Source organism: Streptomyces sp. NPDC012474 (assembly GCF_042955185.1).
Taxonomy (GTDB): domain Bacteria; phylum Actinomycetota; class Actinomycetes; order Streptomycetales; family Streptomycetaceae; genus Streptomyces; species Streptomyces cahuitamycinicus.
The window spans coordinates 47,797-71,587 of sequence record NZ_JBIBEP010000002.1 but is presented as its reverse complement, the minus strand read 5'-3'; the positions used below and the strand labels follow the sequence as shown (position 1 = coordinate 71,587).

The 23,791-nt window shown below is 68.8% G+C and carries 26 protein-coding genes and 2 pseudogenes; 14 read left to right on the top strand and 14 right to left on the bottom strand.

Going from position 1 to position 23,791, the window contains the following annotated elements:
- Nucleotides 1-229: 229 nt before the first annotated feature.
- Nucleotides 230-889 (bottom strand): methyltransferase domain-containing protein, encoded by a 660-nt coding sequence (locus ACFY9S_RS05090; protein WP_391123141.1) that lies wholly within the window; start codon nucleotides 887-889, stop codon nucleotides 230-232.
- Between ACFY9S_RS05090 and ACFY9S_RS05085 the strand changes: the two genes are divergently transcribed.
- The 4 genes and pseudogenes from ACFY9S_RS05085 to ACFY9S_RS05070 all read left to right on the top strand — a co-directional run bounded on the left by ACFY9S_RS05085 (nucleotide 821) and on the right by ACFY9S_RS05070 (nucleotide 3,301).
- On the top strand, nucleotides 821-1,099 hold the full coding sequence (locus tag ACFY9S_RS05085; RefSeq protein WP_391124282.1) for a hypothetical protein: 279 nt from the start codon (nucleotides 821-823) through the stop codon (nucleotides 1,097-1,099). The genes ACFY9S_RS05090 and ACFY9S_RS05085 overlap by 69 nt on opposite strands.
- 122 nt (nucleotides 1,100-1,221) lie before the next feature.
- Nucleotides 1,222-1,581, top strand: a complete 360-nt coding sequence (locus ACFY9S_RS05080; RefSeq protein ID WP_391124213.1) for a helix-turn-helix domain-containing protein — start codon at nucleotides 1,222-1,224, stop codon at nucleotides 1,579-1,581.
- A 48-nt stretch (nucleotides 1,582-1,629) separates the two neighbouring features.
- Nucleotides 1,630-2,565, top strand: a pseudogene (locus ACFY9S_RS05075) (LacI family transcriptional regulator); the annotation flags it as partial.
- A gap of 106 nt (nucleotides 2,566-2,671) precedes the next feature.
- Nucleotides 2,672-3,301 carry a class I SAM-dependent methyltransferase gene (locus tag ACFY9S_RS05070; RefSeq protein WP_150478924.1) on the top strand — a complete coding sequence of 210 codons (630 nt, stop codon included), beginning with the start codon at nucleotides 2,672-2,674 and terminating at the stop codon, nucleotides 3,299-3,301.
- Nucleotides 3,302-3,420: 119 nt separating this feature from the next.
- Here the strand turns inward: ACFY9S_RS05070 and ACFY9S_RS05065 are convergent, their stop codons facing one another.
- From ACFY9S_RS05065 to ACFY9S_RS05055, 3 genes are all read right to left on the bottom strand, one after another.
- Nucleotides 3,421-5,256, bottom strand: coding sequence for a tyrosine-type recombinase/integrase (locus ACFY9S_RS05065; RefSeq protein ID WP_391123138.1), 1,836 nt, complete (start codon nucleotides 5,254-5,256; stop codon nucleotides 3,421-3,423).
- 4 nt (nucleotides 5,257-5,260) lie between these two features.
- Nucleotides 5,261-5,743 carry a hypothetical protein gene (locus ACFY9S_RS05060; RefSeq protein WP_391123135.1) on the bottom strand — a complete coding sequence of 161 codons (483 nt, stop codon included), beginning with the start codon at nucleotides 5,741-5,743 and terminating at the stop codon, nucleotides 5,261-5,263.
- A gap of 146 nt (nucleotides 5,744-5,889) precedes the next feature.
- On the bottom strand, nucleotides 5,890-6,984 hold the full coding sequence (locus ACFY9S_RS05055) for a tyrosine-type recombinase/integrase (RefSeq protein WP_391123132.1): 1,095 nt from the start codon (nucleotides 6,982-6,984) through the stop codon (nucleotides 5,890-5,892).
- Nucleotides 6,985-7,000: 16 nt separating this feature from the next.
- Between ACFY9S_RS05055 and ACFY9S_RS05050 the strand changes: the two genes are divergently transcribed.
- The 3 genes and pseudogenes from ACFY9S_RS05050 to ACFY9S_RS05040 all read left to right on the top strand — a co-directional run bounded on the left by ACFY9S_RS05050 (nucleotide 7,001) and on the right by ACFY9S_RS05040 (nucleotide 9,083).
- Nucleotides 7,001-7,234 (top strand): hypothetical protein, encoded by a 234-nt coding sequence (locus ACFY9S_RS05050; RefSeq protein WP_391123129.1) that lies wholly within the window; start codon nucleotides 7,001-7,003, stop codon nucleotides 7,232-7,234.
- 12 nt (nucleotides 7,235-7,246) lie between these two features.
- Nucleotides 7,247-7,816: pseudogene (locus ACFY9S_RS05045) on the top strand (LacI family DNA-binding transcriptional regulator); the annotation flags it as partial.
- Nucleotides 7,817-8,432: 616 nt separating this feature from the next.
- On the top strand, nucleotides 8,433-9,083 hold the full coding sequence (locus tag ACFY9S_RS05040; protein ID WP_391123126.1) for a hypothetical protein: 651 nt from the start codon (nucleotides 8,433-8,435) through the stop codon (nucleotides 9,081-9,083).
- 466 nt (nucleotides 9,084-9,549) lie between these two features.
- On the opposite strand, the gene ACFY9S_RS05035 is transcribed toward ACFY9S_RS05040, so the two are convergent.
- From ACFY9S_RS05035 to ACFY9S_RS05010, 6 genes are all read right to left on the bottom strand, one after another.
- Nucleotides 9,550-9,813, bottom strand: a complete 264-nt coding sequence (locus ACFY9S_RS05035) for a GlsB/YeaQ/YmgE family stress response membrane protein (protein WP_391123123.1) — start codon at nucleotides 9,811-9,813, stop codon at nucleotides 9,550-9,552.
- A 78-nt stretch (nucleotides 9,814-9,891) separates the two neighbouring features.
- Nucleotides 9,892-10,203 carry a twin-arginine translocase TatA/TatE family subunit gene (locus ACFY9S_RS05030; RefSeq protein ID WP_391123121.1) on the bottom strand — a complete coding sequence of 104 codons (312 nt, stop codon included), beginning with the start codon at nucleotides 10,201-10,203 and terminating at the stop codon, nucleotides 9,892-9,894.
- Between the two features lie 64 nt (nucleotides 10,204-10,267).
- Nucleotides 10,268-10,852, bottom strand: coding sequence for a TerD family protein (locus ACFY9S_RS05025; protein WP_391123118.1), 585 nt, complete (start codon nucleotides 10,850-10,852; stop codon nucleotides 10,268-10,270).
- The gene (locus ACFY9S_RS05020; RefSeq protein ID WP_391123115.1) at nucleotides 10,809-11,516 is read right to left on the bottom strand and encodes a hypothetical protein; all 708 of its coding nucleotides are present in this window, start codon (nucleotides 11,514-11,516) and stop codon (nucleotides 10,809-10,811) included. Before ACFY9S_RS05020 ends, ACFY9S_RS05025 begins: the two co-directional genes overlap by 44 nt.
- Before the next feature lie 103 nt (nucleotides 11,517-11,619).
- Nucleotides 11,620-12,195: a TerD family protein gene (locus tag ACFY9S_RS05015; RefSeq protein WP_391123112.1), complete on the bottom strand. Its 576-nt coding sequence runs from the start codon at nucleotides 12,193-12,195 to the stop codon at nucleotides 11,620-11,622.
- A 134-nt stretch (nucleotides 12,196-12,329) separates the two neighbouring features.
- Nucleotides 12,330-12,596, bottom strand: coding sequence for a GlsB/YeaQ/YmgE family stress response membrane protein (locus tag ACFY9S_RS05010; RefSeq protein ID WP_391123109.1), 267 nt, complete (start codon nucleotides 12,594-12,596; stop codon nucleotides 12,330-12,332).
- A gap of 173 nt (nucleotides 12,597-12,769) precedes the next feature.
- Here ACFY9S_RS05010 and ACFY9S_RS05005 point away from each other — a divergent pair, with 173 nt between their 5' ends.
- From ACFY9S_RS05005 to ACFY9S_RS04995, 3 genes are all read left to right on the top strand, one after another.
- Entirely contained in the window at nucleotides 12,770-13,159 is a 390-nt protein-coding gene (locus ACFY9S_RS05005; protein WP_391123107.1) for a BlaI/MecI/CopY family transcriptional regulator, read from the top strand.
- A 6-nt stretch (nucleotides 13,160-13,165) separates the two neighbouring features.
- Nucleotides 13,166-14,098, top strand: coding sequence for a M48 family metalloprotease (locus ACFY9S_RS05000; protein ID WP_391123104.1), 933 nt, complete (start codon nucleotides 13,166-13,168; stop codon nucleotides 14,096-14,098).
- Between the two features lie 384 nt (nucleotides 14,099-14,482).
- A complete protein-coding gene (locus tag ACFY9S_RS04995) occupies nucleotides 14,483-15,790 on the top strand; it encodes an LCP family protein (protein ID WP_391124210.1) in 1,308 nt (435 codons plus the stop codon).
- An 11-nt stretch (nucleotides 15,791-15,801) separates the two neighbouring features.
- Here the strand turns inward: ACFY9S_RS04995 and ACFY9S_RS04990 are convergent, their stop codons facing one another.
- The 4 genes from ACFY9S_RS04990 to ACFY9S_RS04975 all read right to left on the bottom strand — a co-directional run bounded on the left by ACFY9S_RS04990 (nucleotide 15,802) and on the right by ACFY9S_RS04975 (nucleotide 18,411).
- A complete protein-coding gene (locus ACFY9S_RS04990; protein WP_391123101.1) occupies nucleotides 15,802-16,416 on the bottom strand; it encodes a hypothetical protein in 615 nt (204 codons plus the stop codon).
- Nucleotides 16,417-16,492: 76 nt separating this feature from the next.
- Complete coding sequence (locus ACFY9S_RS04985) at nucleotides 16,493-16,948, bottom strand: TerB family tellurite resistance protein (protein ID WP_391123098.1); 456 nt, start codon at nucleotides 16,946-16,948, stop codon at nucleotides 16,493-16,495.
- 151 nt (nucleotides 16,949-17,099) lie between these two features.
- Nucleotides 17,100-18,095: a sporulation protein gene (locus ACFY9S_RS04980; RefSeq protein ID WP_391123095.1), complete on the bottom strand. Its 996-nt coding sequence runs from the start codon at nucleotides 18,093-18,095 to the stop codon at nucleotides 17,100-17,102.
- A 97-nt stretch (nucleotides 18,096-18,192) separates the two neighbouring features.
- Complete coding sequence (locus tag ACFY9S_RS04975; protein ID WP_391123092.1) at nucleotides 18,193-18,411, bottom strand: hypothetical protein; 219 nt, start codon at nucleotides 18,409-18,411, stop codon at nucleotides 18,193-18,195.
- A 308-nt stretch (nucleotides 18,412-18,719) separates the two neighbouring features.
- On the opposite strand from ACFY9S_RS04975, the gene ACFY9S_RS04970 reads away from it, so the two are divergent.
- The 4 genes from ACFY9S_RS04970 to ACFY9S_RS04955 all read left to right on the top strand — a co-directional run bounded on the left by ACFY9S_RS04970 (nucleotide 18,720) and on the right by ACFY9S_RS04955 (nucleotide 23,684).
- Complete coding sequence (locus ACFY9S_RS04970; RefSeq protein ID WP_391123089.1) at nucleotides 18,720-19,610, top strand: universal stress protein; 891 nt, start codon at nucleotides 18,720-18,722, stop codon at nucleotides 19,608-19,610.
- Between the two features lie 216 nt (nucleotides 19,611-19,826).
- On the top strand, nucleotides 19,827-21,107 hold the full coding sequence (locus ACFY9S_RS04965; protein WP_391123086.1) for a CNNM domain-containing protein: 1,281 nt from the start codon (nucleotides 19,827-19,829) through the stop codon (nucleotides 21,105-21,107).
- Between the two features lie 217 nt (nucleotides 21,108-21,324).
- Entirely contained in the window at nucleotides 21,325-22,662 is a 1,338-nt protein-coding gene (locus ACFY9S_RS04960; RefSeq protein WP_391123083.1) for a CNNM domain-containing protein, read from the top strand.
- The gene (locus ACFY9S_RS04955) at nucleotides 22,659-23,684 is read left to right on the top strand and encodes a CNNM domain-containing protein (RefSeq protein ID WP_391123080.1); all 1,026 of its coding nucleotides are present in this window, start codon (nucleotides 22,659-22,661) and stop codon (nucleotides 23,682-23,684) included. Before ACFY9S_RS04960 ends, ACFY9S_RS04955 begins: the two co-directional genes overlap by 4 nt.
- Nucleotides 23,685-23,791: the final 107 nt, after the last annotated feature.

Genomic DNA, 23,791 nt, shown 5'->3' with positions numbered 1-23,791 from the left:
TCTGCAGGGTGGTGGCGAATTGCCTAGTTGGAGGGGCTCGTCGTTGGCTCGGCTGCGGCTGCGGCTGCGGCTGCGGCTGCGTACTGGGATCCGGAGCACCGCCCGGGATGGTCGTATAGGTCGCGGCTGTCGTGCGCCCCGCCTATACAGCTTGCCGGACCAGCTCGGTGCCCAGGAACCCGGACCCACCCAAGATTCAGCAGCGTCATGAGGCGACACCCCAGACCGGTCAGGGCCCGGTGATGGCGAGAAAGTGGGCGGAGGCGTCGGTGAGGGCCGCGTGCGGTTCCGCGATGCGCGCCGCGGCGAGGGCCGCTTCGTATATGTCCGTGCCCATGAGGTTGGCGCTGGTGTACTTCTCGATGGCCTTGACCGCCACCCAGCCGGGTCCTTCGATTCCGTAGAGGATGAGATCGGTAAGACCGGCCTCCGCGACCTCCGCGCGCAGCTCGGAGGAGGTCTGGAAGTAGGTGACAGTGAAGCCGCGCTGTCCGGCGTAGCGGCCCTCGGCCAGGGTGGCACGGACCCCGTCCTGGATCGCGGACTCGGTGATACCGGTGGTCGCGAGATAGTCGAGAAGGGGTGAATAGCGGGAGATCGCCGCTGCGGCGATGAGTCCGCCAGGCCGGGCCACGCGGGCCGCCTCCGTCAGCGCGGAGATCCGGTCGGTCTTGTCGTGGAGGTGGTAGAGCGGGCCGAGAAGCAGAACGACGTCGTACGTCCGGTCCGCGGCGGTGAGGCGGCGGGCGTCGCCCACCTCGGCCGTCACGCCGTCGAGGGCGATTGCCTGGGTGACGTGCTTGGGGACGGGGGCCACGACATGCACCGTGTGGCCGTCGCCGGCCAACCACCGGGCGTGCGTTCCGGGACCACCGCCGACACCGAGCACGCGGGCCGGTGCCGGCGCGGGATCACCCCAGCCGCCCGGGGAGCGGGAGGAATCACCCGGCGGGTCATCGGCACCATCGACCGAAACGCCGCACGCCTTGGCGTCGGGGCCATGGTCCGGGACGCGTACGGCTACTGGTCGCTCTTCGGCGTCCTGCGTCCACCGTGGCCAGAGATCGCTCGTGCCATCGAAGAAGAGATGCGTCTGTAGGGCGCTCCCTGTATCAGCTCTGTCCCTGACAAGTGATCTTGACCAGTTGTCAGAGGAATCTACTCATGGCACAGCACGGTGCGTCGCGGTTCCGGTCGTCAGGGACGCGGCCCGAACAGAATCTGCGCGAGACGCTGCCGTACCTCTGGTCGAGCCAGTGCGTCGCCGGTACTGAAGAAATCGCCGAAGCCCTCGGCTGCTCCGCCTGGTGGGTCAAGGACCGGGCCCGACGCGGACTCATCCCGCACACCCGCGTCGGCCGCGCCTACCGCTTCACCGCCGCGCACCTCGCCGAGATCGTCCGCCTCCACGAAGAGCGCCCGAAGCGATCCGTCAGCAGCGCGCCGGCGAGTCGGGCAGCGACAAGTCCTCCCGCGGTACGAACTCGTGCCGCGCCGTCTCCTGAGCCGACTACGGCCTCGACGCCAGGGCGTCTGCGGGCTCGACCGCCGCGCCGCACCCTGTACGAGACGGTCGCGTAGCGCGCCCGCACCCAGTCACAAGCCGAGAGCAGGGGAGGAAGACGGAAGTTGGGTTTCGCGGAGAAGCGCGGAAGCTACTGGCGCGGCCGGTACAAGACGGCGCCCGGCATGCACCTCACGGTCGTCGATGAGAACGGCAAGGCGATCCGGTTCGCCACCAAGGGTGAGGCCCAGCGCGCCGCGAGCGAGGCCGAGAACAAGTACCGGCGCGGTGACTGGCGCGATCCGTCACTGGGCCAGGAGACCTTCGGCGAGTACGCGAACCGCTGGTACGCGGCCCAGGATCTGGCCGCCTCGACCATGCAGAACTACAAGCGTCACATCGAAGAGCACCTGCTCCCCGACTTCGAGGACAAAGCGCTCGCCGGCGTACTGCGCACGGACGTCGACCTGTGGGAGAAGAAGGAGAAGGCCGTGTACGCGGCCTCCAGCGTCAAGACCTGGCGCTCGACGCTCCACCTGATCTTCGAGGACGCGATCGACGAGGGGTTGATCACGTCCAACCCGGCGGCCAGAAGGCGCGGACGCGGCAAGCGCGCCGGCCGCTCCCGCGACCGCGGCCCGGAGAAGGTCATCACTGACCCGCTCGGCATCCTGCTGACCGCGGAGCGCGCTGCCTTGCTCTCCGGCCGTGACGACGAGTTCGTCGCCGTCGTCCTCAAGGGCTACACCGGCATGCGCTGGGGCGAAATCGTCGGCCTAGAAACGGAGTTCGTCCGCCCCGGTGCCTTCCGCGTCGAGTGGCAGCTCTATGAGCTGGACACCGGCGAACTGGTGCGCTGCCCGCCCAAGGACGACAGCTACCGCACCATCGACTCGATGGACTGGCTGTCCGCCCTGGTCTTCAACCACATCGCCCGCACGAAGCCGGCGCCCTGCTCATGCCACGGCAGGACCTACGTCTTCCGGGGGCTGGGAGCCGCTCGCACCGGTGGCCACCAGGGCGCGAAGCTCGTTGACGTCGCACGCTTCGCAGGGGTGTCCTTCTCCGAACTACCGGGGCGTCCCGTGATCCGGCGACGGGACGATCAGTCCCGAGAGGAAGGGCCGGAGAACGGCTGCGAACGGCACGGGTGTTAGTTTCCTGCCCGTGTTAAAACACCAGGATGAGACCAGGGCGGCCTACGACGGGGTCGTCGAGCTCTATGCGTCGATGTTCACTAGTCGGTTGGAGACGCAGCCGTTCGCGCGGAACATGATCGGCACCTTCGCCGAGCTCGTGCGCGATTCGGGGAACCTGCGGGTAGCCGACGTCGGGTGCGGACCCGGTCATCTGACAGCCATGCTGCACGACTTGGGGCTGGACGCCTTCGGGCTCGACCTCTCCCCGGCCATGGTCGACCACGCTCGGCGGGCCGAGCCGGCGCTGCGGTTCGACGAAGCGCGCATGGAGGCCTTGCCGGTCGAGGACGGCGCGCTCGGCGGGGTGCTGGCCCACTACTCGATGATCCATACCCCACCTGGAGAATTGCCCGCACTGCTCGCTGAGCAGGTGCGTGTCCTGGCACCAGGGGGTCTGCTCCTGGTGTCCTTCTTCGGGACGGAGGGGCCGGAACCGGTCCGCTTCGACCACAAGGTGGCGCCCGCTTATAGCTGGCCGGCGGAGCAGTTTGCCGAGTTGCTGGCCGGTGCCGGCCTTGTCACGGTGGCTCGGTTGCTCCACGACCCAGCGTCCGAGCGTGGCTTCCTCGACACCCACTTTCTGGCCCGCCGCCCGTAGAGCGTGCCCGTGGCCTGGGTCGGGGTGGTGTAGATCATCCGCGTGGATGAAGCTCGTCCGCGCCGCCGCGTTCTGTGCCGACGTCCACTGAGCATCGCCAGAGGTGACGACCGTCCTGGTCACGAAGGCTCCGGCGGTGTGGCCACGGTAGTGGTGTGAGCAACGATCTCCCGGAAGGTGGGAATTCCCAGGTCAACGGACTCCTGCTGCTGGGAGATCTGTACGTCGAGCTGGCTGAGTTTCTCCTCGGCGCCAGCCAGGCTGATCTGGAGACCTTCGACCTCGCCGAGCCAGCCTTCCGTCTCTGCTTCGGTGACTCGGGCGATCAAGTTGTCGCGGATCTCGGCAAGCCGTGCCCGTTGGGCCGGGTCAGGCCGGAGGAGTGAGCATCTGACACAAGCGTGTTCATGAATGCATGGGGTCCCGAAGGCGCGTGCGCAGGTACCGATGGACACCTTCCGTTTCTCGAAGTGGGCGAGGAAGGCGTCCCACTCCTCGTTCGTCGGGGTCCGGTATTCCTCGCTGGGACGAAGTGATCGACGGCGGGCGATGAACGCGCGGTGGGCTTCGATGGCGTCCGCCGGGTAGATGGCGTTGTAGCCCATCGTGGTGTTGATGTCGGAGTGACCTGCGAGGACCTGCGCGATGTGGGGCGGCAGGCCGCTGCGGATTGCGTCGGTGATGAAGATTCTTCGGAAGTCGTGCGGAGCGAAGTCGAGGGGCTGGCCCACGGAGTCGGTGAGCCCGGTCCGTTTCAGGACCTCGTTGAGACCGTCGCGGATCATTTGTCGGGACACTGGCGTGCGCTGGCCTCCGTATGTCCACTGGAACAGCAGCGGCATCGGCGGGTTCCAGATCTTCTCCGCGACGTCGTAGTTGGGCAGCATCGGGATCGCGCCTGTTCGAGGGTCACGGACGCGGGCGATGATCGTGCTGAGGACGTCGGCCAATTCCGGGCTGACGAGGAGAAGCCGTTCTTCGTCTGTTTTCGAGGGAGCGACCTGGAGCAGAGGCACTATGTCACCGCTGGTGGGCAGCTTGTACTGGATCAAGGCGTGATGGCTGGCCTCCAGCATCTCCTCGATCCGGACGCCGGTGTGCTGCAGGAATTCGATCGTGGCCCAGGCCCAGAAGGCCCGTTCCTCGAGCAGTCCCAGATGGATGCGTCGGCCGGACTCGTCGTAGGCCCGGAACGGAGTCGACGAGTCCTTCTTCTGGCGCGTGTAGGTTCTGCCTCTGAACGTGAACTGGCCGCCGAGTGGGGCGGCCTGCAGGGCGTCCATCCCCTCACGGGCCTCTGTCCAGTTCGTCTTAGCGGCGCGGACGACGGTGGACAGCGCGGGCAGTCGTTCGCGGGTGCGCTGGTCCATCTTGGCCTTGCGGCGTTTCTCGTGCTTGGAGGTACTGGCGTCGGCGGCGCTGACCGGGCAGGGAGCAACCCACGGGCCCCAGCGTTCTGGTTCCTCGACGGCCCAGTGGGCCAGGTCGAGGTAGAGGGCTCGAACTCCGATCATGAGGTTGCCGTAGTTGGCCCGCTCCGTCACCGCCTCATGGACTGTGCCATCCGGCAGCCGACGGCGTGTGACCTTCGTCCGGCTGACCTGCTTCCATGCGCTCACGACTTCAGGCGGCAGCCGGAGTGTGTCGATGCCGGGCTGGATGCGCTCAATCTGCAGCCAGAAGTTCCTCACAAGCGTCCGGGACGCGTCCTCCAAGGACGTGTAGTCCATGGTGGGCTGGCGTTCCTTGAGGTACTCGACCAGCAGATCCCGGATGGGCTTGGACTGCGGGCGGTAGCGGTCGACGAGTTGCTCGACCGAGACCTGGCCGGACGTTCGGTGCAGAAGCCTCAATGACACGGGCGCGTCGGGTGGGAGGTGACCCAGGTCCTTCAGCCAGGAGTAGAACAGGCTTTGCCCGCCCGATGTGGCCCGCTGAGCTCGATGCGCTTCCATGTACTCAATGGCGTCCCCGACATTGATGTCGGCCAGCCCCCCCGCCCTTGGCGATGACCAGCTTGACCAGAACGTTCTTGGCGAGGATGCCGAGGTGGGAGGACCACGATTCTGGGCCCACCAGCTCCTGAAGGCGGGCAAATCCCTCAGGGTCACGGTACTGGCAGATGATGGCACGGAGGTTGGTCGAGGTCCGGGTGAGCTGCCAGTGGAGCGACGGCCGGAGCACATCGGCGCAGACCAGGGCGAACAGGCCCGTGTTCCGAATGCCGTTCGCATTCGCCGCGTCGTAGCCGACCCAGCTGGCGTTGAGCTTGTTCCACTGTGCCCCGGTCGCGTCTGCGGCGGGGCTCGCGTTCCACCGTTGTTGCCAGGTGGAGCCCGGCTGGTCCAGGAGCCAGCGGAGAATGAGCGTTGCGCCTCGCCGCCGGTAGAAATGGGTGGACTCGCTCGCGGCCCGAAGCGGAGGCCGGTTCAGCTGAGCCACGACCTCCTCGTAGGACTGGCCGGTGGCAGGCCAAGCGTCCTCGTAGGGCCGCGGCGGGAAACGCTTCTTGGCTGCCCGGAGAGCCTCGCCGGCGAGTGGCTGTGCATCTCGGATGACGGCCGGAGCGCGCAAGGTCTCTGTGCTCGTCACCATGAGTTCCCGAAGAGAGTCTTCAGCGAGTCGGGGTTGTAGCCGGGGGCCGGTGGCGCGTGCGGCCGGTCACGCTGCTCTGCCCGGCGTGCATGATGGGCGCGGACACGTTCGATCACTTCGTCTTGGCTGGCCGGAAGGTAGAGCTGGGTGGTTGTCAGATGTGCGTGACCGAGGACCCATTGGACGTCGGTCAGGGGCATGTTGTTGGGGTCGCGGGCGAGCCGGTAGGACGCAGTGTGGCGTAGATCGTGGAGCGTCCAGTTCGCACCGAGGAGATCGTGGGCGCGGTTGAACATCGCCCGCGCCGCGTCGTAGTTCAGCGGGCGCCAGGGACGCCTCAGGGTCCACCACAACGGCAGGTTCTTGCCCCGCGGGATGCCATCTCGCCGTGTTTCCTCCTGGTAGAGGCGCAGCCAGACGAAGGCGTCGGTTGAGCAAGGAAGCTGCTGGTAGGCGCGGGTTCCCTTTCGGATCACGCCGACCAACTGCTGACCGGGTAGCGCATCGCGCTGCCGGCTGGTGAGCAGTTCTTCTGCGCGGGCCCCGTTGGAAACCCAGAAAGCCAGTAGAGCGCGATCTCGATTGTGCCGGAGGGCGGCGAACAGCGCGTTGAACATCCCGTCCGGAATACGCCGGGGCGCACGTTTCGGGATGGTCGGCCGGTAGCGGCCTGTCCGCTCTTGGGCAAAGGGCCGGTCAGGCGTGTGGTGGGCGTTCGCGCGGCTGTTGCGACGCGAGCGGTCGAGCGGAAACGGGTTGATGATTGGCCCGGTGCCCTCGTCCTGGTGGAAGTCGTAGAACGTGCGGAGCACGGTTTCGCAGTGTGCGCGTGTCCTCGCGGCGTACTGCGGGCCGGGTGAGACCTTGCCCGTGATGGCGTTCGGCGTACCGGGGATCTTCTTGCGCGTCGTCCGCGGCTTCGGCACCGTCTCCTCGGAGTAGCCTGCCTTCCGGTGTCGCCAGTGCAGGCGTTGGGGCTTGTTCGCGATCTGCATCCACCGGATGAAGTCCCGTGCATCAGTACGCGTTGCCCGGTTCCACTCGATGTTGAGAGCCCACAGAAACCGCCACCAGCGCAGCAGGTCCATGCCGTATGAGCGGACCGTGGAGGCAGGGTTTGTCCTCTGCCTGCAGCTCGGCGAAGAAGACCCGGACGGGGTCGACAACAACGCCATCCTGGTCGAGCAACTGGTACGGCGCCCACTGATCACCGGTCTCCTGCAGTCTGCCCAACTCGGGCAGGACGAACGCTGCCAAGTCCCGCTCGGGGACATCGCCTTGAAGCATCCTGAGAAGCTAGTGGAGAAGCCGTCTGACCTGCAAGAACTCACGAGTTAGTTCGGTTAACGGGCCACGGGGACGGTGTCCAACGTCCTCAACCACCCCGACCGCGTGCGGGAGGACACCCGCGTCCGCGTCGAGCAGGCGATCGCCGACCTCGGTTTCGTGCGGGGCGGCACGACCACTGAGCACGCGGCCCACTGGCGCAGGAACGGCTTCGGCACCTGGCTGTTCACCCCGGCGGTCTCCGGCTGGTACCCGAAGAAGGCACCGCAGGAGGCCCGACCGGTGCCGATCCTCGGTGAGCCGTGGCCCGGTATCCCGGCACGCGGGCGCGGCGCGAGTCAGCGGGCAGACGCCTGCTGGCTCCCGATCGCCAAGGGCCTCACACCCCACGGCCTACGCCACACTCACCGCACGATGATGGAGGACCTCGGCACTGAGAAGGTCCTCATGGACGAGCGCATGGGCCACATCGACGGCTCGGTTTCGGCGCGCTATGCCCACGTCACACTGGGCATGCGCAAGCGCCTCATGCTCGGTCTCACCGAGCAGTGGGAGATGGCACTCGACGCTCGCCTCGCGAGGCGCCCGACGTCACCGGTGCGTGTGCTGGATGATCTACTGCGCGCACGCTAGTAGGAAACGAGGGCTCGTCGCTCGGGACTCTCAATTGCCCCGAGCGACGAGAACCCGGTCAGGGAGTGCTCCGTAAGCGAAGCACTCCCTGACCGGCTTTCAGCGCAACCAGTTCGCTGCTCCCATGGCAACGGCCGTCATCGTGCTCCCTAGTGCCAGCAACTTGAGCGGTGCGCGATCAAGTGTCACGTGCAAGGGGCCGCAACGAAGCTCGAAGGCCGGCGTGCGTGAGGGCGGCTCTGACTGGTAGACCGCTTGAGCGTCAGGAACCACGTGAGAGTTGAGGTGCTTGGCCATGGCCTCTCCGATTCTTCGGGCCTACGGCGCATATCGACCGTAAGCAAGTGGGTTGCCCGGTGATTCGAGCGCGCCCACCTTCGAGCAGCTGCTACTTAGCACCGCAAGTCAATCCGCCCGCTTTCCGGCCTTGCTGTCATGGCTGGTCACTTTCTCTAGGCCAGGTCATGCGGGCGTACCTGCAGTTTTGTTCTCCTCTCTGTGGCTTCGAGTCGAGTAGCCGAGCACATCAAACTTTCGAAGTCCGCTCTGCGACGGGCCCGTTGCGACAATCACGGTTGTCCTCACCGGGCATGCTGTGACAACTACGGTTGTCCCCATGCGTTCAGTGAGCGATGACGAGTTCTGGTTCGATTCGGACGCCATGGCGGATCCGTGGCGTCCGCCTCATGTTGCCGAAGCAGCCTGGATGCAGGACCAGTTGAGGGAGCTTGCCTGCAAGATCGCGGGTCGGATCTCGGCGCGTGGTCAGGAATGCCTGGTCAACGGACACGAACCCTCTGCTATGGCGGAGTTGTTCGCAGACTGGCAGCTCGCCTACCTGCATGCCCTGCGGTGGGTGCATGAAGCCGCTGAGGCGCTTGCCGCAGAGGCTGCGCTGATGGGCGGGGGAATGGGCGCTACCTATGGCCATCTGGGATCTGCCTGGGGGATCTCCAAGCAGGCAGCGCGTAAGAAGTGGCCCGGCGCGGTCGACGACGGCTCGGGGCAACCAGAGAAGATCACGGTGGAAAGGTACGGCGGGGTTGCCGAGATCACATACCTTCCAGACCGGTGTGCTTGGGGCTGGACTGCTCACGGCGACGATGGAACACACCGGGAGGCGGAGGAGGTGTATACCGTCCGGTGGATAGCCATGAGTGCGGCCGAGGACTTCCTTCGTGATCACGCCGTGCCTTGGGGGGGCGTCGATGTTCCGCATGCGCTTGGCGATCCGAAGGATTGCTGGTGCTGGGATGACGACGCCTAGGCGCAGGAGCCGAGCAGCGACACGTGACGGCGGTTCCCTCGGTGGAGCTGTGCAGGGGGACTGATCCCTCTTTTGGGTCCGGCTCCCAAATGGCTCCCAAGAGTGCCCCAGAAACCCAGAAGGGGCCCGACCCGCAAAGCGGATCAGGCCCCTGACCTGATGTTTCAGCTGTCGGGGTGGCGGGATTTGAACCCACGACCTCTTCGTCCCGAACGAAGATCACGCACGGTTCTTAAGCTGCGCAATCGACGTTTGCGCAGGTCAGGACGTTGGTTTCCCTTGGTCCGGGATGGCTTCCGTGGGTCTCTGGGAGAAGATCTTCTCCCAGATTTCTCCCAGGGACGTCGGGGTGCCTGACGTTGTTGCCTGGCACTCGCATTGCATCGGCGAATTTGCTCCTGTCGCCGTTCTTCTATCCGGCTGCTGTTTGCCTCGTTGGGCGCAGGCGCAGGCGCGGCACAGCAACTCAGCGCCGCAGCTTCACCTTGCTGACCGCCGCGACGCCGAGGGCGGCGAGGGCGATCTGGAACAGCCACTCGACCCAGTCGACACCGTCGGTGTCGGCGACGCCGAAGCCGGAGGCTATGGCCGTGCCGATGAACGCGGCGACGATGCCGATCAGGATCGTCCAGAGGATGCCGATGCGCTGGCGTCCGGGGACGATCAGTCGGCCGAGGGCCCCGATCACGATGCCGATGACGATCGCGCTGATGATGCCTGAGATCTCCATGACCGGTTTGCCACCCCTCAGTCGTTGGTGACATGCGAGTGCCCGTTCGAAAGTAACTAAGTCCGGGGTGCGCAGGCCCTACGGCCTGCTGTCCCGCGGGGGCGTACCGCTCGCGCGCTCGGTCCGCTCGGGTGTGGGGGCTGACGGCCGCTCCGTGCCGGGGGCGGTCGCGCCGGTGCCCGGTACGGCGGTCTCACCCTGGATGACCCGGGGCGGCGTATCTGCCGCAGCCTCGTTCTCCTCCCCCTCCTCCTTCTTCATGGCGCGGGCCTCGGCCTTGAGGATGCGGGCCGACTTGCCCGCGGAGCGGGCCAGCTCGGGGCCCTTCTTGGCGAGGATGACGGCTATGACCACGATGAGGATGACGGCGAGTTCGCTCAGTCCGAACATGGTGTCCTGCTCTCTCTTCTCCGGGACCGGGGCCTGGACGGCGCGAGCGTAGCGGCGGCGGCGTTCACAGGTGAGGCGTGATAGCCGGAAGCAGGTCCTGGAAGGTGCGGCCGGTGGCGGGTGCGCCTATGGCCTTCATCTGCCAGCCACCGCCGGAGCGGTGGACCTTCGCCATGATTTGGGCGGTGTGATCACCGCCCCCGGTGAGCGTGTAGCGGGCCAGTTCGGCTCCAGTCGTCTCGTCGACCAGGCGGCAGAAGGCGTTCTGCACCTCGGCGAAGGTCTGGCCGGTGAAGGAGTTGACGGTGAAGACGATCTGGTCGATGTGGGAGGGCACGCGGGCCAGGTCGACCAGGACCGCCTCGTCGTCGCCTCCCGTACCCGCGCCACCGGTGAGGTTGTCGCCGGTGTGCCGGACCGAGCCGTCGTCGCTGACCAGGTGCTGGAAGAAGACGACGTCGGCGATCTGCCCGGCGGCGAAGAGGACGGCGGAGGCGTCCAGATCGATCTCCCGCGCCCTGGTGAGCTTGGCGAGGAAGCCCTTGCGGGGTGCGGCCTGCCAGCCGAGGCCCATGCGCACGGACGTCAGGGTGGTGCCGTCGGACTTACTGAGGCTGATCTGCTGGCCCTTGTTCAGACTGACCGACATGGGAGGGGGGCTCCTTCGAGGTGGCGGCGGTAAGAGAGTCGTAGGAGTGGGCGGTGCGGACGCCCAGGGGTGGGGTGGGGCGGAGGGCCGGACCCTCGCGGAGGCACCGCCGCAGGTGGGGCAGTAGGCCCCGGTCCAGCAGGGCCCGCTGCCAGTTCTGCCGTGACTGCTGCAGGCGCGCCGAGTGTGCGGCTCCGTCACCGCCGCGTATCGCCGTCCTCAGCATCGCGGCGAAGGCGATGAGGGCGCTGGTGCCCGCGATCAACGTCAGGACCCATCCGGCGGTGACCAGGGAGCCGGGGAGCGAACCTTTCGCGTCGGTCAGTCGGAGCAGGTAGCCGAGGACGAGCAGGACGGCGGCGGATGTGGCGGCGATGAGCGGGGTGAGTACCGCCAGGGCGGGCAGCACACTACCGGTGGCGGGACGTGGCGGCGGGTCGGGCTCCGCCGACGTACGCAAGGTGAGGTACGTGCCGTATTCCGCACGTGCCGCGGCGGCTATCTCGTCGGCGTCCCCGAGCGCGCGGAGGCGCAGGCGCGCGGTGGCCTGACCGGTGGGATCGGCGCTCAGTACCGCCTGGATGTCCGTGGTGGCGAGTGCCAGGTGCAGTACCGCTTCGAAGTCCGGCCTGTCCTCCGGGCGAAGGCGCAGTGGGTCGGCCACATGGTCTCCTGAGGGGGAAGGCTTCGGCGTCGGTCTCGGAGCAGTACGGAGGCGGCGCCGGACTGCCTCAGGGGAGTCAGCCCGGCGTCGCCTCCGCCGGGTGTCAGACGCCCACGCCGAAGTCGGAGGCAATCCCGGCCAGTCCGGAGGCGTAGCCCTGGCCGACCGCGCGGAACTTCCACTCGGCGCCGTTGCGGTACAGCTCTCCGAAGACCATCGCGGTCTCGGTGGAGGCGTCCTCGGACAGGTCGTAGCGGGCGATCTCGGCGCCGCCGGCCTGGTTCACGATACGGATGAAGGCGTTGCGGACCTGGCCGAAGCTCTGGCCCCGGTTCTCGGCGTCGTGGATGGACACCGGGAACACGATCCTGTCCACCTCGGCGGGTACGGCCGCGAGGTTCACCTTGACGACCTCGTCGTCCCCCTCGCCTTCGCCGGTGAGGTTGTCGCCGGTGTGCTCCACCGAACCGTCGGGGCTCTTGAGGTTGTTGTAGAAGACGAAGTGCTGATCGGACAGGACCTTGCCGGACGTGTCGAGGAGCAGCGCGGAGGCGTCGAGGTCGTAGTCGGTGCCGGTGGTCGTACGGACGTCCCAGCCCAGACCGACCAGGACGGCGGTCAGGCCCGGTGCCTCCTTGCTGAGCGAGACGTTGCCGCCCTTGGACAGGGAAACTCCCACTGCGTACTCCTTCTCGGCAGGTGCGGTCGAGGCCCGCGGCACGGGCCCAGGCTCAAGAATCTACATCACTGTAGAGAAAGTGGAAGGGTGGCGCGATCGCTCCTTGGGGTCGGCGCGGTCGGGCATGCCCCTTGTCAGTCTTGTGAGTTGCCGAACAGCGGGCGATAGGCGATGAGCGGCACGAGTGCACCCCCGATGGTCGAGCCCCAGGTCGCAGCGTCGAAGAACGCGCGCTGGACCGGTCGGCCGAGGAACTCGGCCGACAACCAGCCGCCCAGGAAGGCGCCGGCGATGTCGATGAACGTCGTGCCGATGCAGCCGCCTGGATCGCGACCGGGCAGGATGGCTTTGGCGATCGCTCCGGCGAGGAGTTCCAGTGCCAGCCATGCGATGACACTCATTTCCCCGACGTTCCTTTCGGTGGTCCTGCTTGCGTGCATGGGCATGCCCTGGGGGCAGCGTAGATTCTACAATTCTGTAGAGGGTATGGCGGGAAGTGCAGCGGCGCGATGGTCTTGGGGGCGTCTATACGATGTCCGCGCGGGAAACGGACGGCGGCGGAAGGGAGACGGGCGTGGCTGAGCAGCGGCAGCGTCCCCGGCGGCGGGGGCAGGGTGAGCTGGAGGCGCTGGTCCTGTCGGCGCTCAGGGAGGCGGACGGACCGGCGACGGCCGGCTGGGTGCAGGAGCGCCTGGGCGGAGACCTCGCTTATACAACCGTCATCACCATCCTGACCCGGCTGCTGGCCAAAGGGGCAGTCACGCGGGAGCGCGCGGGTCGGTCGTTCGCCTGGACGTCCGCGTCGGACCAGGCGGGGCTGGCCGCCCACAGGATGCGCAAGGTGCTGGACTCCGAAAGCGACCGGGAGGCGGTGCTGGCCAGCTTCGTGACCGGTCTGGGCCCGGACGACGAGCGGATGTTGCGGGAGCTGCTGGGTCAGTCGAGGAACGAAGGGGAAGACTGAAGCCTCATGGGGGTGTTCGTCTTTCTGCCGCTGGTGCTGCCGTTGACCGCGTGGCCGATCGCGCGTCTGGCCGAGCAGCATCTGCACCCACGGACCGCGACCCGGCTGCTGACCGGGGTGGCCGCGGTGATGGCGGCCTGCAGCACGCTGTGCCTCGGCCTGGTGATGGTGGTCGGCACCGCCCAACTCCCCGGAAACCCGCTCCCCGACGGCTGGTCGGACCCCGAGGTGCGCGCGGCGGTCCCGTACGACGAGGTCGTCGGCAAGGCGGCGATCCCCGCGCTCATCGTGGTGCTGGTGGCTTGCGGTCGGACAATGTGGCGGCACGGCCGGGTGCGCCGTCGGGCCCACCGGGCGCTGGCCGGGCTGCGGGAGACGGAGGTGGCCGTCCTTCCGGACGGCGTCCCCTACGCCTACGCGCTGCCGGGCGGTCGGCGGGATCGTGTGGTCGTGACCACGGCCATGCTGGACTGCCTCGAACCCGCCGAGCGCCGGGCGCTGTTCGCTCATGAGCGGGCCCACCTGGCCGCCCGCCATCACCGCTTTCTTCTCGCGGTCCAGTTGGCCGCGCGGGCTAATCCCTTCCTGCGTCCGCTGCGGACGGCGGTGTCGTACACGGCGGAGCGGTGGGCTGACGAGGAGGCGGCCCAGGTGGTCGGCAGCCGCCGGGCCGTGGCGTGCGCGATCGGCAAGGCGGCCCTGGTGTCCAGGGGCACTCCGGTGGCGACCCTGGCCGGCTTGGCTGCGGCTGGACCGGTGCCACGCCGGGTGGCAGCCCTGCTCGGACCCGCTCCGACAGTGCGTAACTGGCCTTCGCTGTTCACGTCGGTGGGTGTCGCGACGTGGGGCGCGGCGGTGGGAGCTGCCCTGTCGGCGATGTCGTCGGCGAATTCCGCCGTGACGATGGTCCTCATCCTGCATGCGGCCACGCCCCTTTGACCCGGGCGGGGCGGGGTGTCAGGCGTGCTCGGTGAGCACGGCGAGTCCGGTGACGAGTCCCGCGAAGGCCGGCAGCGCGCTGCCGGCCGAGCGTCGTCGCTCCTGCTTAAGGCCCGATCCTCCACAACGGCCGTGTCCTGCATGCGTGCCGGTCAAGGGGTGTCACCGCTACGCGGGCGCCCCCACAGGGTGAGACTCCTGCCCCTTCGGCCCGTATCTCTACATGAATGTAGAGTTCAGTCGTTCGGCAGACACGAGGCTGGAAGCCCGAGCATCGGACGACGGACCCAGGCGGAGGAGTGGACGTCAGTGAGCAGTACGGGAAGGCGGCGCGCTCCTGCCGGATCAGGGAGGACCCGGCTGACGGGGCGGGGGCGGTTGCTGATGTGGAGCGCGGGCGTGTGCTCGGCCCTCGTCCTCGGCGTCGCGGGCGTCGGTGCCTGGCTCTACCAGGACCTGAACGGCAACATCCAGGGCACCGACCTCGACAACAAGCTCGGCGGCAACCGGCCGGTCAACCTCAGTCCTGGCTCCAAGAACATCCTGGTCGTCGGCTCCGACAGTCGCGACGGCGACAACGCGGAGTACGGCAAGGGCCTGTCCACCATGCAGTCGGACACGCTGATGATGCTGCACATCCCGGCGAACCGGGAGTGGGCCACCGTCGTGTCCTTCCCCCGCGACTCGTGGGTGGAGATACCGGCCTGCGACAAGGGCGACGGTACCAAGTCCGTACCTCACCACTTCAAGATCAACGAGGCGTTCGCGATCGGCGGCACCAGCGGCAAAGTCGCTGAGGCCGCCGCCTGCACCATCAGGACCGTCGAGGCCGCCACTGGCCTGCGTATCGACCACTTCACGTCCGTCGACTTCCAGGGCTTCAAGGGCATGGTCAACGCCCTTGGCGGCATAGAGGTTTGCCCAGAGCAAGCAATCCACGACGAGAAGGCCCACCTGGACCTGGAGGCGGGCTGCCAGACCGTCAGGGACGAGGAGGCCCTCGGCTACGTCCGGGCCCGCTACAGCATCGGCGACGGCTCCGATACCGGCCGCATCGGCCGCCAGCAGGAGTTCATGCAGGCTCTGGCCGAAAAGGCACAGTCCAAGCTGGCCAGCCCGAACGCGCTGTACGGCTTTCTGCAGTCCGCCACCGAGTCCCTCACCACGGATGAGGACCTGGCGGGCGTCAAGCCGCTGTACGGCCTCGCCTCTGAACTCAAGGGCATCCCGGGTGACCGCCTGACGTTCCTCACCGTGCCCAACTATCCGCGCGAGGCCGACGTGCCCACCGACAAGGCCAACGTCGTGTGGCAGTACCCCCAGGCCGCCGACCTGTTCGCGGCCCTGGCCCAGGACGAGGAGGTCGACAAAAAGCAGCTCCAAGCGGATTCCGAGGACCTCGTCCACGCCTCCTCCGTACGCGTGCAGGTCCTCAACGCCACTGGCATCTCCGGCCGTGCCGCCGCCGTCGCCGAGAAACTACGCCAGGCCGGCTTCACCGTCGTCGGCACGGGCAACGCCCCGGAGGCCACACGCACCACCACGGTCGGCCATCCGCAGGGCCTGGACGCACAAGCGGAGGTGCTCGCCTCCCGGTTGCCCGATGTGCGGGCCGGGCAGGATACGGCTGCTGTCGCCGACACGGTGACCCTGAGGGTCGGAACCGACCTCGAACCCGAGGACATCCGGTGAACGAGGGTCCATCAGGCCGCCGCCGTGTTCCTTTCGGGGGCCGGTCGGACGACTTCCGCGGCGTCGAGGGGAGCGGCATAGGCGTCGGCCGCGCTCTCGGTCAGGTACGGGGACAGGCGTAGCAGGATCCGCCCCTTGAGGTAGGCGCGCTCGGCGTGGGCCGGTGATCGGGCCGCGGAGGTCTGCAGGTGCTCGGCGCGCGTGCGGGCGGCATCGGCGCCGGGGAACACCTCGATCGCACCGCCGAGCTGGACGCTACCGGGATCGGGTGCGGTGACCGCGCCGGCGTCGATCCGTCGGTCCTCGAAGGTCAGCTTGCTGCGGTAGCTGTCCGGGGCCCCCAAGAGTCCGTCGGGGTCCTCGTCCGGGTGGGTGTAGAGGACCGAGTTCTCGGCGGGGAGTCCCGCCCTCTCCACGAGGCGGAAGACAGTTTCGGCCTCGTCTGTCACGGTCGCGGTGACCGTGCGCCGGTCCTGGTGATGTCCGGCGCTGAACGGCAGCGGGATCCTTTCCTGGGGCAGGGCCGAGAGCACGATGCTGACCAGCATCCCGGCGCTGGCCAGGACCGCAGCCGTGCGCAGATGCCGCAGGGAGCCCCGCCTCGCGGGTCGGCCGACGTCCGGCATCACTACTCCAGCTCTCACCGTGTTCGCGGTGGGCCGGCGCCGAAGAGGCGTGGGCCCACCGCATGGTCCGGATCGGTCAGAGGTCGAACTCGTGGGGCGGCAGGTCGAGGGTGTAGCACGCCTCGCGGACCACGGCCTGCTCGTCCTTGTCGAAGTCGCCGTCGGCACCGCCGATGACGATGCCGATCTGGATGACGGCCCGTGCTTCGGCAGGCTTCTTCTTCGCCTTGGCGATCTCCTGCATGACGCTCACCTTGCCGAAGTCGAAGTCGGCGGTGAGCTTGTTGAGGTTCTCCTCGAAGCGGCGGCGCAGGTCGTCGGCGTCGAAGTTCTGCAACACCTCGTTGGTGGCGATGAGCTGGGCCACGCGCTGCCGCTCGGACGGGTCGACGGTGCCGTCGGCGGCAGCGACGAGCGCGCACATCGCCATGCTCGCGTCGCGGAAGGCGCCGCTCTTCAGGTCGTTCTTCTTCGCCATGAGCTGGGTCTGCATCGTGGATGCGGACTCCTTGAGGCGGTCCCACAGGGCCATGAGAACTCCGTACGTGTCGGGAGGATGCCCGGACCGGGATGCCGGACAGCGCTTCTTCTACAACTTAGTAGAAGTTATCAGCAGAGTGCGGAGAGGTGCGCGTACCCGCCCCGTGCCGGTGCATCCTTCACCGTCTGCCAGAGGGCCGTTGTCAGCCCTCGTCCTCCTCGTCGCCTTCGAAGAAGTCCCCGACCTCGTCCACGACTTCGGCCGCGACCATGCCGCCGACGACACCGACCGCGAGCCCGGCGGCACCCGCGGCGACGGCGGTGCCCATGCCGGGACCGGAACGGTGGTGGTCGTCGTGCCCATGGTGCCCGCCGTGTCCGTGCCCTGGGTACGGGTCACCGTGACCGTAGGCACCGTGGGAGCCGTGCGATGCCCGGTGCTCGACCAACTGGCGGATCCAGCCGTCGACTTCCGCGTTCCAGTCGCGGGAGTCGTGATGGCCGACGGTGAAGCGGGTCAGCGCGTCATGGCCGCCGGAGAAGAAGCCACCGCGCTTGTCGGCCTCCAGAACGACCTCGATGCCGCCCGGGTTGGCCAGGAAGGTCACCTCGATCTCGTTGACCTGGTGCGCGTACTGCGGCGCCGGGGTCAGTTCGATCTCCTGGTAGAAGGGCAGCTGCTGGCCGGTGCCGCCGATGCGTCCGTACTCCAGGTCGGCGGACTTGAAGCCGAAGCCGAGCCGGCCGAGGGCTTCCAGGATCGCCTCCTGCGCGGGCAGCGGGGCGATGTTCAGCTGGTCCAGGTCGCCCTTGTCCTTCGCGCCGGCCACCGCCAGCTCGGTGCGCACGCCGAGGACGATGCCCAGGCCCTGCCCGTACAGCTCGGTGATCGGCGTCTCCCACGGCAATGTCACCGTGAACGGGACGCTGTGCTGCTGACCCGCGCCCAGCCGGAAGCCGCCGCCGACGGTGAACCGCTCGAAGGCGACGACGCCCTCGCTCTCTCCCTCACCGTGCTCGGCCTCGACCCGGGCCACGAGCTCCAGGGTGATGTGCTCGATGTCGAAGTCGGCGTCCCCGCCCTTGAGATGGACCTGGCCGGTCAGTGTGCCGCCGGGTCGGGCGGCTCCCGGGTCGAGGACCGTGTCGACGGTGGGCCCGCCCACGCCGAGTGATCCGAGCAGTCGTTTGAACACCATGGTGGCGTCCACTCCTTATGCGTGCGTGTGTCTCGTTCAGGTGCGGTGCCGCGCGCCGGGGCGGGCGCACGACACCACGGTTGTGCGCGGGGGCGGGCTACTTGGCCGCGTCCAGCGCGGCGAGAGCCTGCGCCCAGCGGACGTACTTCAACTCCGCCAGGTCGGCTACGGTCTTGACCCCGAACGCCTCCTGAAGCAGCTCGCCGTCACGGTCGGAGACCCCCTTGAGGGCCCCGACCGGGGCGGCCAGGATCTCGGGCAGGCTCTTGCCCGCCCACGCCTTGTCGAGCACCTTGTCCAGGTCGATCGAAGCCATGCGTGTCCTCTTCCGGGTGTGTGAGGCCCGGCCCTGCCGCGGGCCTTCTACAAACGAGTAGAAGCATAGGGCTGTGACAGGCCGGGTGAAGCGCGGTCGGCCCGGGCACGGAGGGAAAAGGCCGAAAACGTGCCCCCGAGGCCGAGCGCGGCGACCAGCTCGCTGCAGCGGGGCCGTGTCCGGAACGTGTGGGCGGGGCGCACGGAGAGGGGCCGGATGGCCCTGGCCATGGGGCCGGGGTTCTCTGGCGGTGAGGAGCGGACGGCGTGAAGGTGGGGGAAAGGTCTGGCGTCCGGGATCCGGGAGGCATGGTGGCCGGTCGGGTGGTTGTGGGTGTGGACGGGTCGGCGTCGGGCCTGGCGGCGGTGGAGGTGGCGGCGTACGAGGCGCGGCTGCGAGGCGCGGAGCTGCGGGTGGTGCACGCCTTCCTGTGGCCCGCGATGCATCCGCCGCCGGGCTCGTCGCCGCTGGGCCCGCCGGCGGGCGGTGTGCGGAGCACGGTCGAGCGTCTGGTGCACGAGGCGGTGGAGCGCGCCAGGACCACCGAGCCGGAGGTGACGGTCTCGCGTGCCGTGGTGCCCGGTGAGCCGCTGACGGTGCTGGAGGTCCAGTCGCGTGCCGCCGAGCTGGTGGTGGTCGGATCCCGGGGGATGGGCGGGTTCACCGGGCTCCTGGCGGGCTCGACGGCGGTGCATCTGGCGGCGCACGGCCGGTGTCCCGTGCTCGTGGTGCGGGAGGAGCCGCGTGCGGACGGCCCGGTCGTGGTGGGCGTCGACGGCTCCCCGGCGGGAGACAGGGCGGTGGACTTCGCCTTCGCCGAGGCCGTGCTGCACGGGACCGGTCTGGTGGCCGTACACGCCTGGACCGTGCGGAGCACGCCGATGCCCGCCGCGCGGGACGCGTCGGTGCGGTACACGGACGGACCGGCCGGTCGCGCGCAGGGCGAGGAGCGCCTGCTGGCCGAGGCCCTTGCCGGCCATCGGGAGCGCCACCCGGATGTGACCGTGCGGCAGGAGGTGGTGCACGGCGGGGCGCGCGAGGCGTTGATCGAGGCGAGCCGATCCGCCCGGCTGACAGTGGTCGGCGCCAGGGGACGGGGCGGTGTCGCCGGGCTGCTGCTGGGGTCGGTCAGCCAGGCCCTGCTGCATCACGCGCACGGTCCGGTAGCGGTGGTACGGGGCACGGACGGGCATCGCTGACACGCGGCGGACACCGGGAGGCGGCGGGCCTTGCAGCGCCCAGGAGCCTGTGGCGCAAACGGGTACGCGTCGGGTGGGGAGGGGACCGCGAACGGCCTGGGGGCATCGCGCAGGTGGTGACGCCCGGCGTTGCCGGCGGCCTCGGGAACGCGTCAGCGGGTCCTGCACGCGCCTGTCGTGCGGTCGCACCAGCCTCCTGAGTGACACGGTGGACGCATGGACGGCTACGGGTTCGACATCGCCCTCATCGCAGCGCTGATCGTGCTCAACGCACTGTTCGCCGGCACCGAGATCGCGCTGGTCTCCTTGCGGGAGAGCCAACTGCGCCGGCTGCGCAAGGGCGGCGGAGCGCGGGGGAGGCGGCTGGTGCGCCTCACCGAGGACCCCAACCGGTTCCTGGCCACTATCCAGATCGGCATCACCCTGGCCGGTTTCCTGGCCTCGGCGACGGCCGCGGTGTCCCTGGCCGAGCCGCTGACGCCCCTTTTCGGGTTCGCCGGCGGGGCCGCGGAGCCGCTGGCCATCGCCCTGGTGACCTTGGCTCTGACCTTCGTGACCCTGGTGGCGGGCGAGCTGGCTCCCAAGCGCCTGGCGATGCAGTACGCGCAGCGGTGGTCCCTGCTGGCGGCGACTCCCCTCGACGTCCTGGCCACAGCGGCACGTCCTGCCGTCTGGGCGCTGAGCCGCGCCACCGACCTGCTCGTCCGGATGCTCGGAGGCGATCCGCGCGAGACCCGCAGACCTCCGAGCACCGAGGAACTGCGTGACATGGTCGTCAGCCAGCGCGGCCTCACCGCGGAACAACGCACCATCATGTCCAGCGCCCTGGAGATCCACGAACGCACCCTGCGCGCCGTGGTCGTCCCACGCCGCGCCGTGTTCAGCCTGCCCGACGACCTGCCGGCCGCTCAGGCCCGCCTCGACCTGGCCCGCTCCGGCCACTCCCGTGCCCCGGTCCTGCGCTCCGGCCGCATCGACGACGTCGTCGGCATCGTCCACCTGCGCGATCTGACCACCGCTGACGACACCGCACCCGTGACCGACCTCGCCCGGCCCGCGCCCTACTTCTCGGACTTCACCAAGGTCTCCGAAGCCCTCCGCCGCTTGATGGCCGCCCGCCAGCAGTTCGCCCTCGTCGTCGACGAGCACGGCTCCGTCGACGGCATCGTCACGATCGAGGACCTGCTGGAGGAGATCGTCGGCGAGATCTACGACGAGACCGACACCGACCTGACGACCGTCAGTACCCAGCCCGACGGGTCCCTGCTCGTGCCCGGCAGCTTCCCCGTCCATGACCTTCCCGACCTGGGCGTCGACATCGGGGGCCTCGCGCACGGCCCCTACACGACCGTCGCCGGTCTCGTCCTGGCCCAGCTGGGGCACCTGCCGCGGCAGCCCGGAGACAGCGTCCGGCTCACGGACTGGACCCTTCAGGTCGCCGAAGTCCACCGGCACACCATCACGGCCGTCCGGCTACGACCCCACCGGCCGCGGTGATCCGTACTCCGCCGGGCCTCTCCGGGTACCGAGCCGGGGCCGGGGGACGTGCTTTGCGACTCCTTTACAGTTGCTGTAGAGGCAGGCAATCCTGTTTCCACCCACTGTCCACGTGAGTTTCGAGAAGGAGCGACGTACCCCCGATGGGTGAGCCTCCCAGTACCAGCCGTGCCGTTCCCCGCCGGCCTCTCGTGATCGAGGGAGCGGGGGTGGCACGGTGACCGAGATCCTGCTGCTCCTGCTGGCCCTCCTCCTCACACTGGCCTGCGCGGTGTTCGTCGCGGCCGAGTTCTCCTTGACCACCGTCGAGCGCGCTGACCTGGAGCGCGCCGCCGAGGCCGGCGAGCGTGGCGCCGAGGGTGCGCTGAAGGCCGTACGCCGTCTGACCCTCCAGCTCTCCGGCGCTCAGCTCGGCATCACCGTCACCTCTCTGGTGATCGGCATGCTCGCCGAGCCGTCCCTCGCGGCACTGCTGCGCGGCCCGCTGCGGGCGATCGGCCTGGGCGGCGCCGCCTCATCGGTGGCGACCGTGCTCGGCGTGGTCATCTCCACCGTCGTGCTGATGGTGGTCGGCGAGCTGGTGCCGAAGAACTGGGCGATTTCGCGACCACTGGCGGTTGCCAAGGTGGTCGCTGGTCCGCAGCGCGCGTTCACGGCCGCGTTCGGCCCGTTCATCGGGCACCTGAACGGCACCGCGAACCGTTTTGTACGTCGCTTCGGGCTGGAGCCGACGGAAGAGCTGGTCTCCGCCCGAACCGCCGAGGAGCTGGGCGCGCTGGCCCGGCACTCGGCCGCCGAGGGGGCCCTGGAAGCGGACTCCGCGGAACTGTTCGTACGGACCCTGCACCTGAGCGAGCTGACGGCGGAGAACGTGATGACGCCGAGGGTCGACGTCAAGGCCCTGGAGGTCCACGCGACGGCCGCCGACGCGGCCAACCTCTGCCACGCGACCGGGCTGTCCCGCTTTCCCGTCTACCGCGACAGCCTTGACGAGGTGGTGGGCACCGTCCACATCCGGGACGTACTCGCCCTGGAGCCGGAGAAGCGGGCCGTCACGCAGGTCACGGAGCTGACCACGGAGCCCTTGCTGGTGCCCGACAGCCTCACCGCGGACCGGCTGCTGGAGCGGCTGCGCGAGCACCGCACCATGGCCGTGATCATTGACGAGTACGGCGGCACGGCGGGTGTGGCGACCGTGGAGGACATCGTCGAGGAGGTCGTCGGCGAGGTGCGTGACGAGCACGATCCCTTCGAGGCCCCCGACCTGGTCCCCGTCCCGGCGACGCGGGACGGGCGCGCGGCGTGGGAGGCGGACGGCAGCGTCCGCATCGACCAGCTCACGGACATCGGGCTCACCGCGCCGGAAGGCCCGTACGAGACGGTCGCCGGGCTCGTCGCCACCCGTCTGTCCCGCATCCCGGGCAAGGGAGATGTCGTGCACCTCGACGGCTGGCAGCTCGAGGTGCTGGAGGTCGAGCACCACCGCGCCGACCGGATACGCATCACCGAGTCGGCCGCCGCCTTGCCCGCCCAGCTCATGGAGGAGGCCCGATGACCGCGCTGCAACTGGCCATCGGTGCCCTGACGCTGCTGACCAACGCGTTCTTCGTCGGAGCCGAGTTCGCCCTGGTTTCCGTGCGCCGCAGCCAGATCGAACCGCGCGCCCAGGCAGGCAACAAGCGGGCCCGGATGACGCTGTGGGCGCTGGAGCACCTCTCGGCGATGATGGCCACGGCCCAGCTCGGCATCACCGTCTCCTCGCTGGTGCTGGGCGCGGTCGCCGAGCCCGCGATCGCGCACCTGATGGAGCCCGGCTTTGAGGCGGTGCACCTCCCGCACGGCCTGGTGCACCCGGTGGCGTTCGTCATCGCGCTCACCCTCGCCACCTATCTGCACATGCTGATCGGCGAGATGGTGCCGAAGAACATCGCGCTGGCCGCCCCGGTGTCCAGCGCGCTGATGCTGGGCCCGCCCCTGGTGGCTCTGACGCGGGCGCTGCGGCCGTTCGTGTTCGGGATCAACGCCTTCGCCAACGCCCTGCTCAAACTGCTGCGTGTGGAGCCGAAGGACGGGGTCGAGTCGGTCTTCACCGACGACCAGCTCGCCCGCATGGTCGTGGACTCGAGCGAGGCCGGGCTGCTCAGCCCGGCCGACGGCGAGCGGCTGCGGGACGCGTTGGAGCTGGGCACCCGGCCGGTGGGCGAGATCCTGGTCCCGGCGCAGCGGATGCGAACCGTCGACGACACGATCACCCCTGCCCGGCTGGAACGGCTGGCGGCCGAGGCGGGCTTCTCCCGCTTCCCGGTCACCGGCCCCCGCGGCGTCGTCCTGGGCTACCTGCACATCAAGGACACCCTCGGCCTGACCGACCGCGACCGGCCCTTCCCCCGCACCGCGCTGCACAAGGTCACCCGTGTGCGCATCGACACCCCGCTGGACGACACCCTCACCGCCCTGCGCGCCGAGGGCAGTCATCTGGCCGCCGTCGTAGGGGAGGGCGGCAAGGTCATCGGCTTCGTGACCATGGAGGACGTGCTGTCCGAGCTGGTCGGACCGGCGGCTGAGGCCACCGCGTGACCGCCGGGCCGCCCCATGCGCGCCCCCGCACAGGGCGGCCCGGTCTGCCTGCGTGACCTACGTCGTGAGGTTGAAGGGCGGCACATTGATGTGGTTGAGGTGCTGGT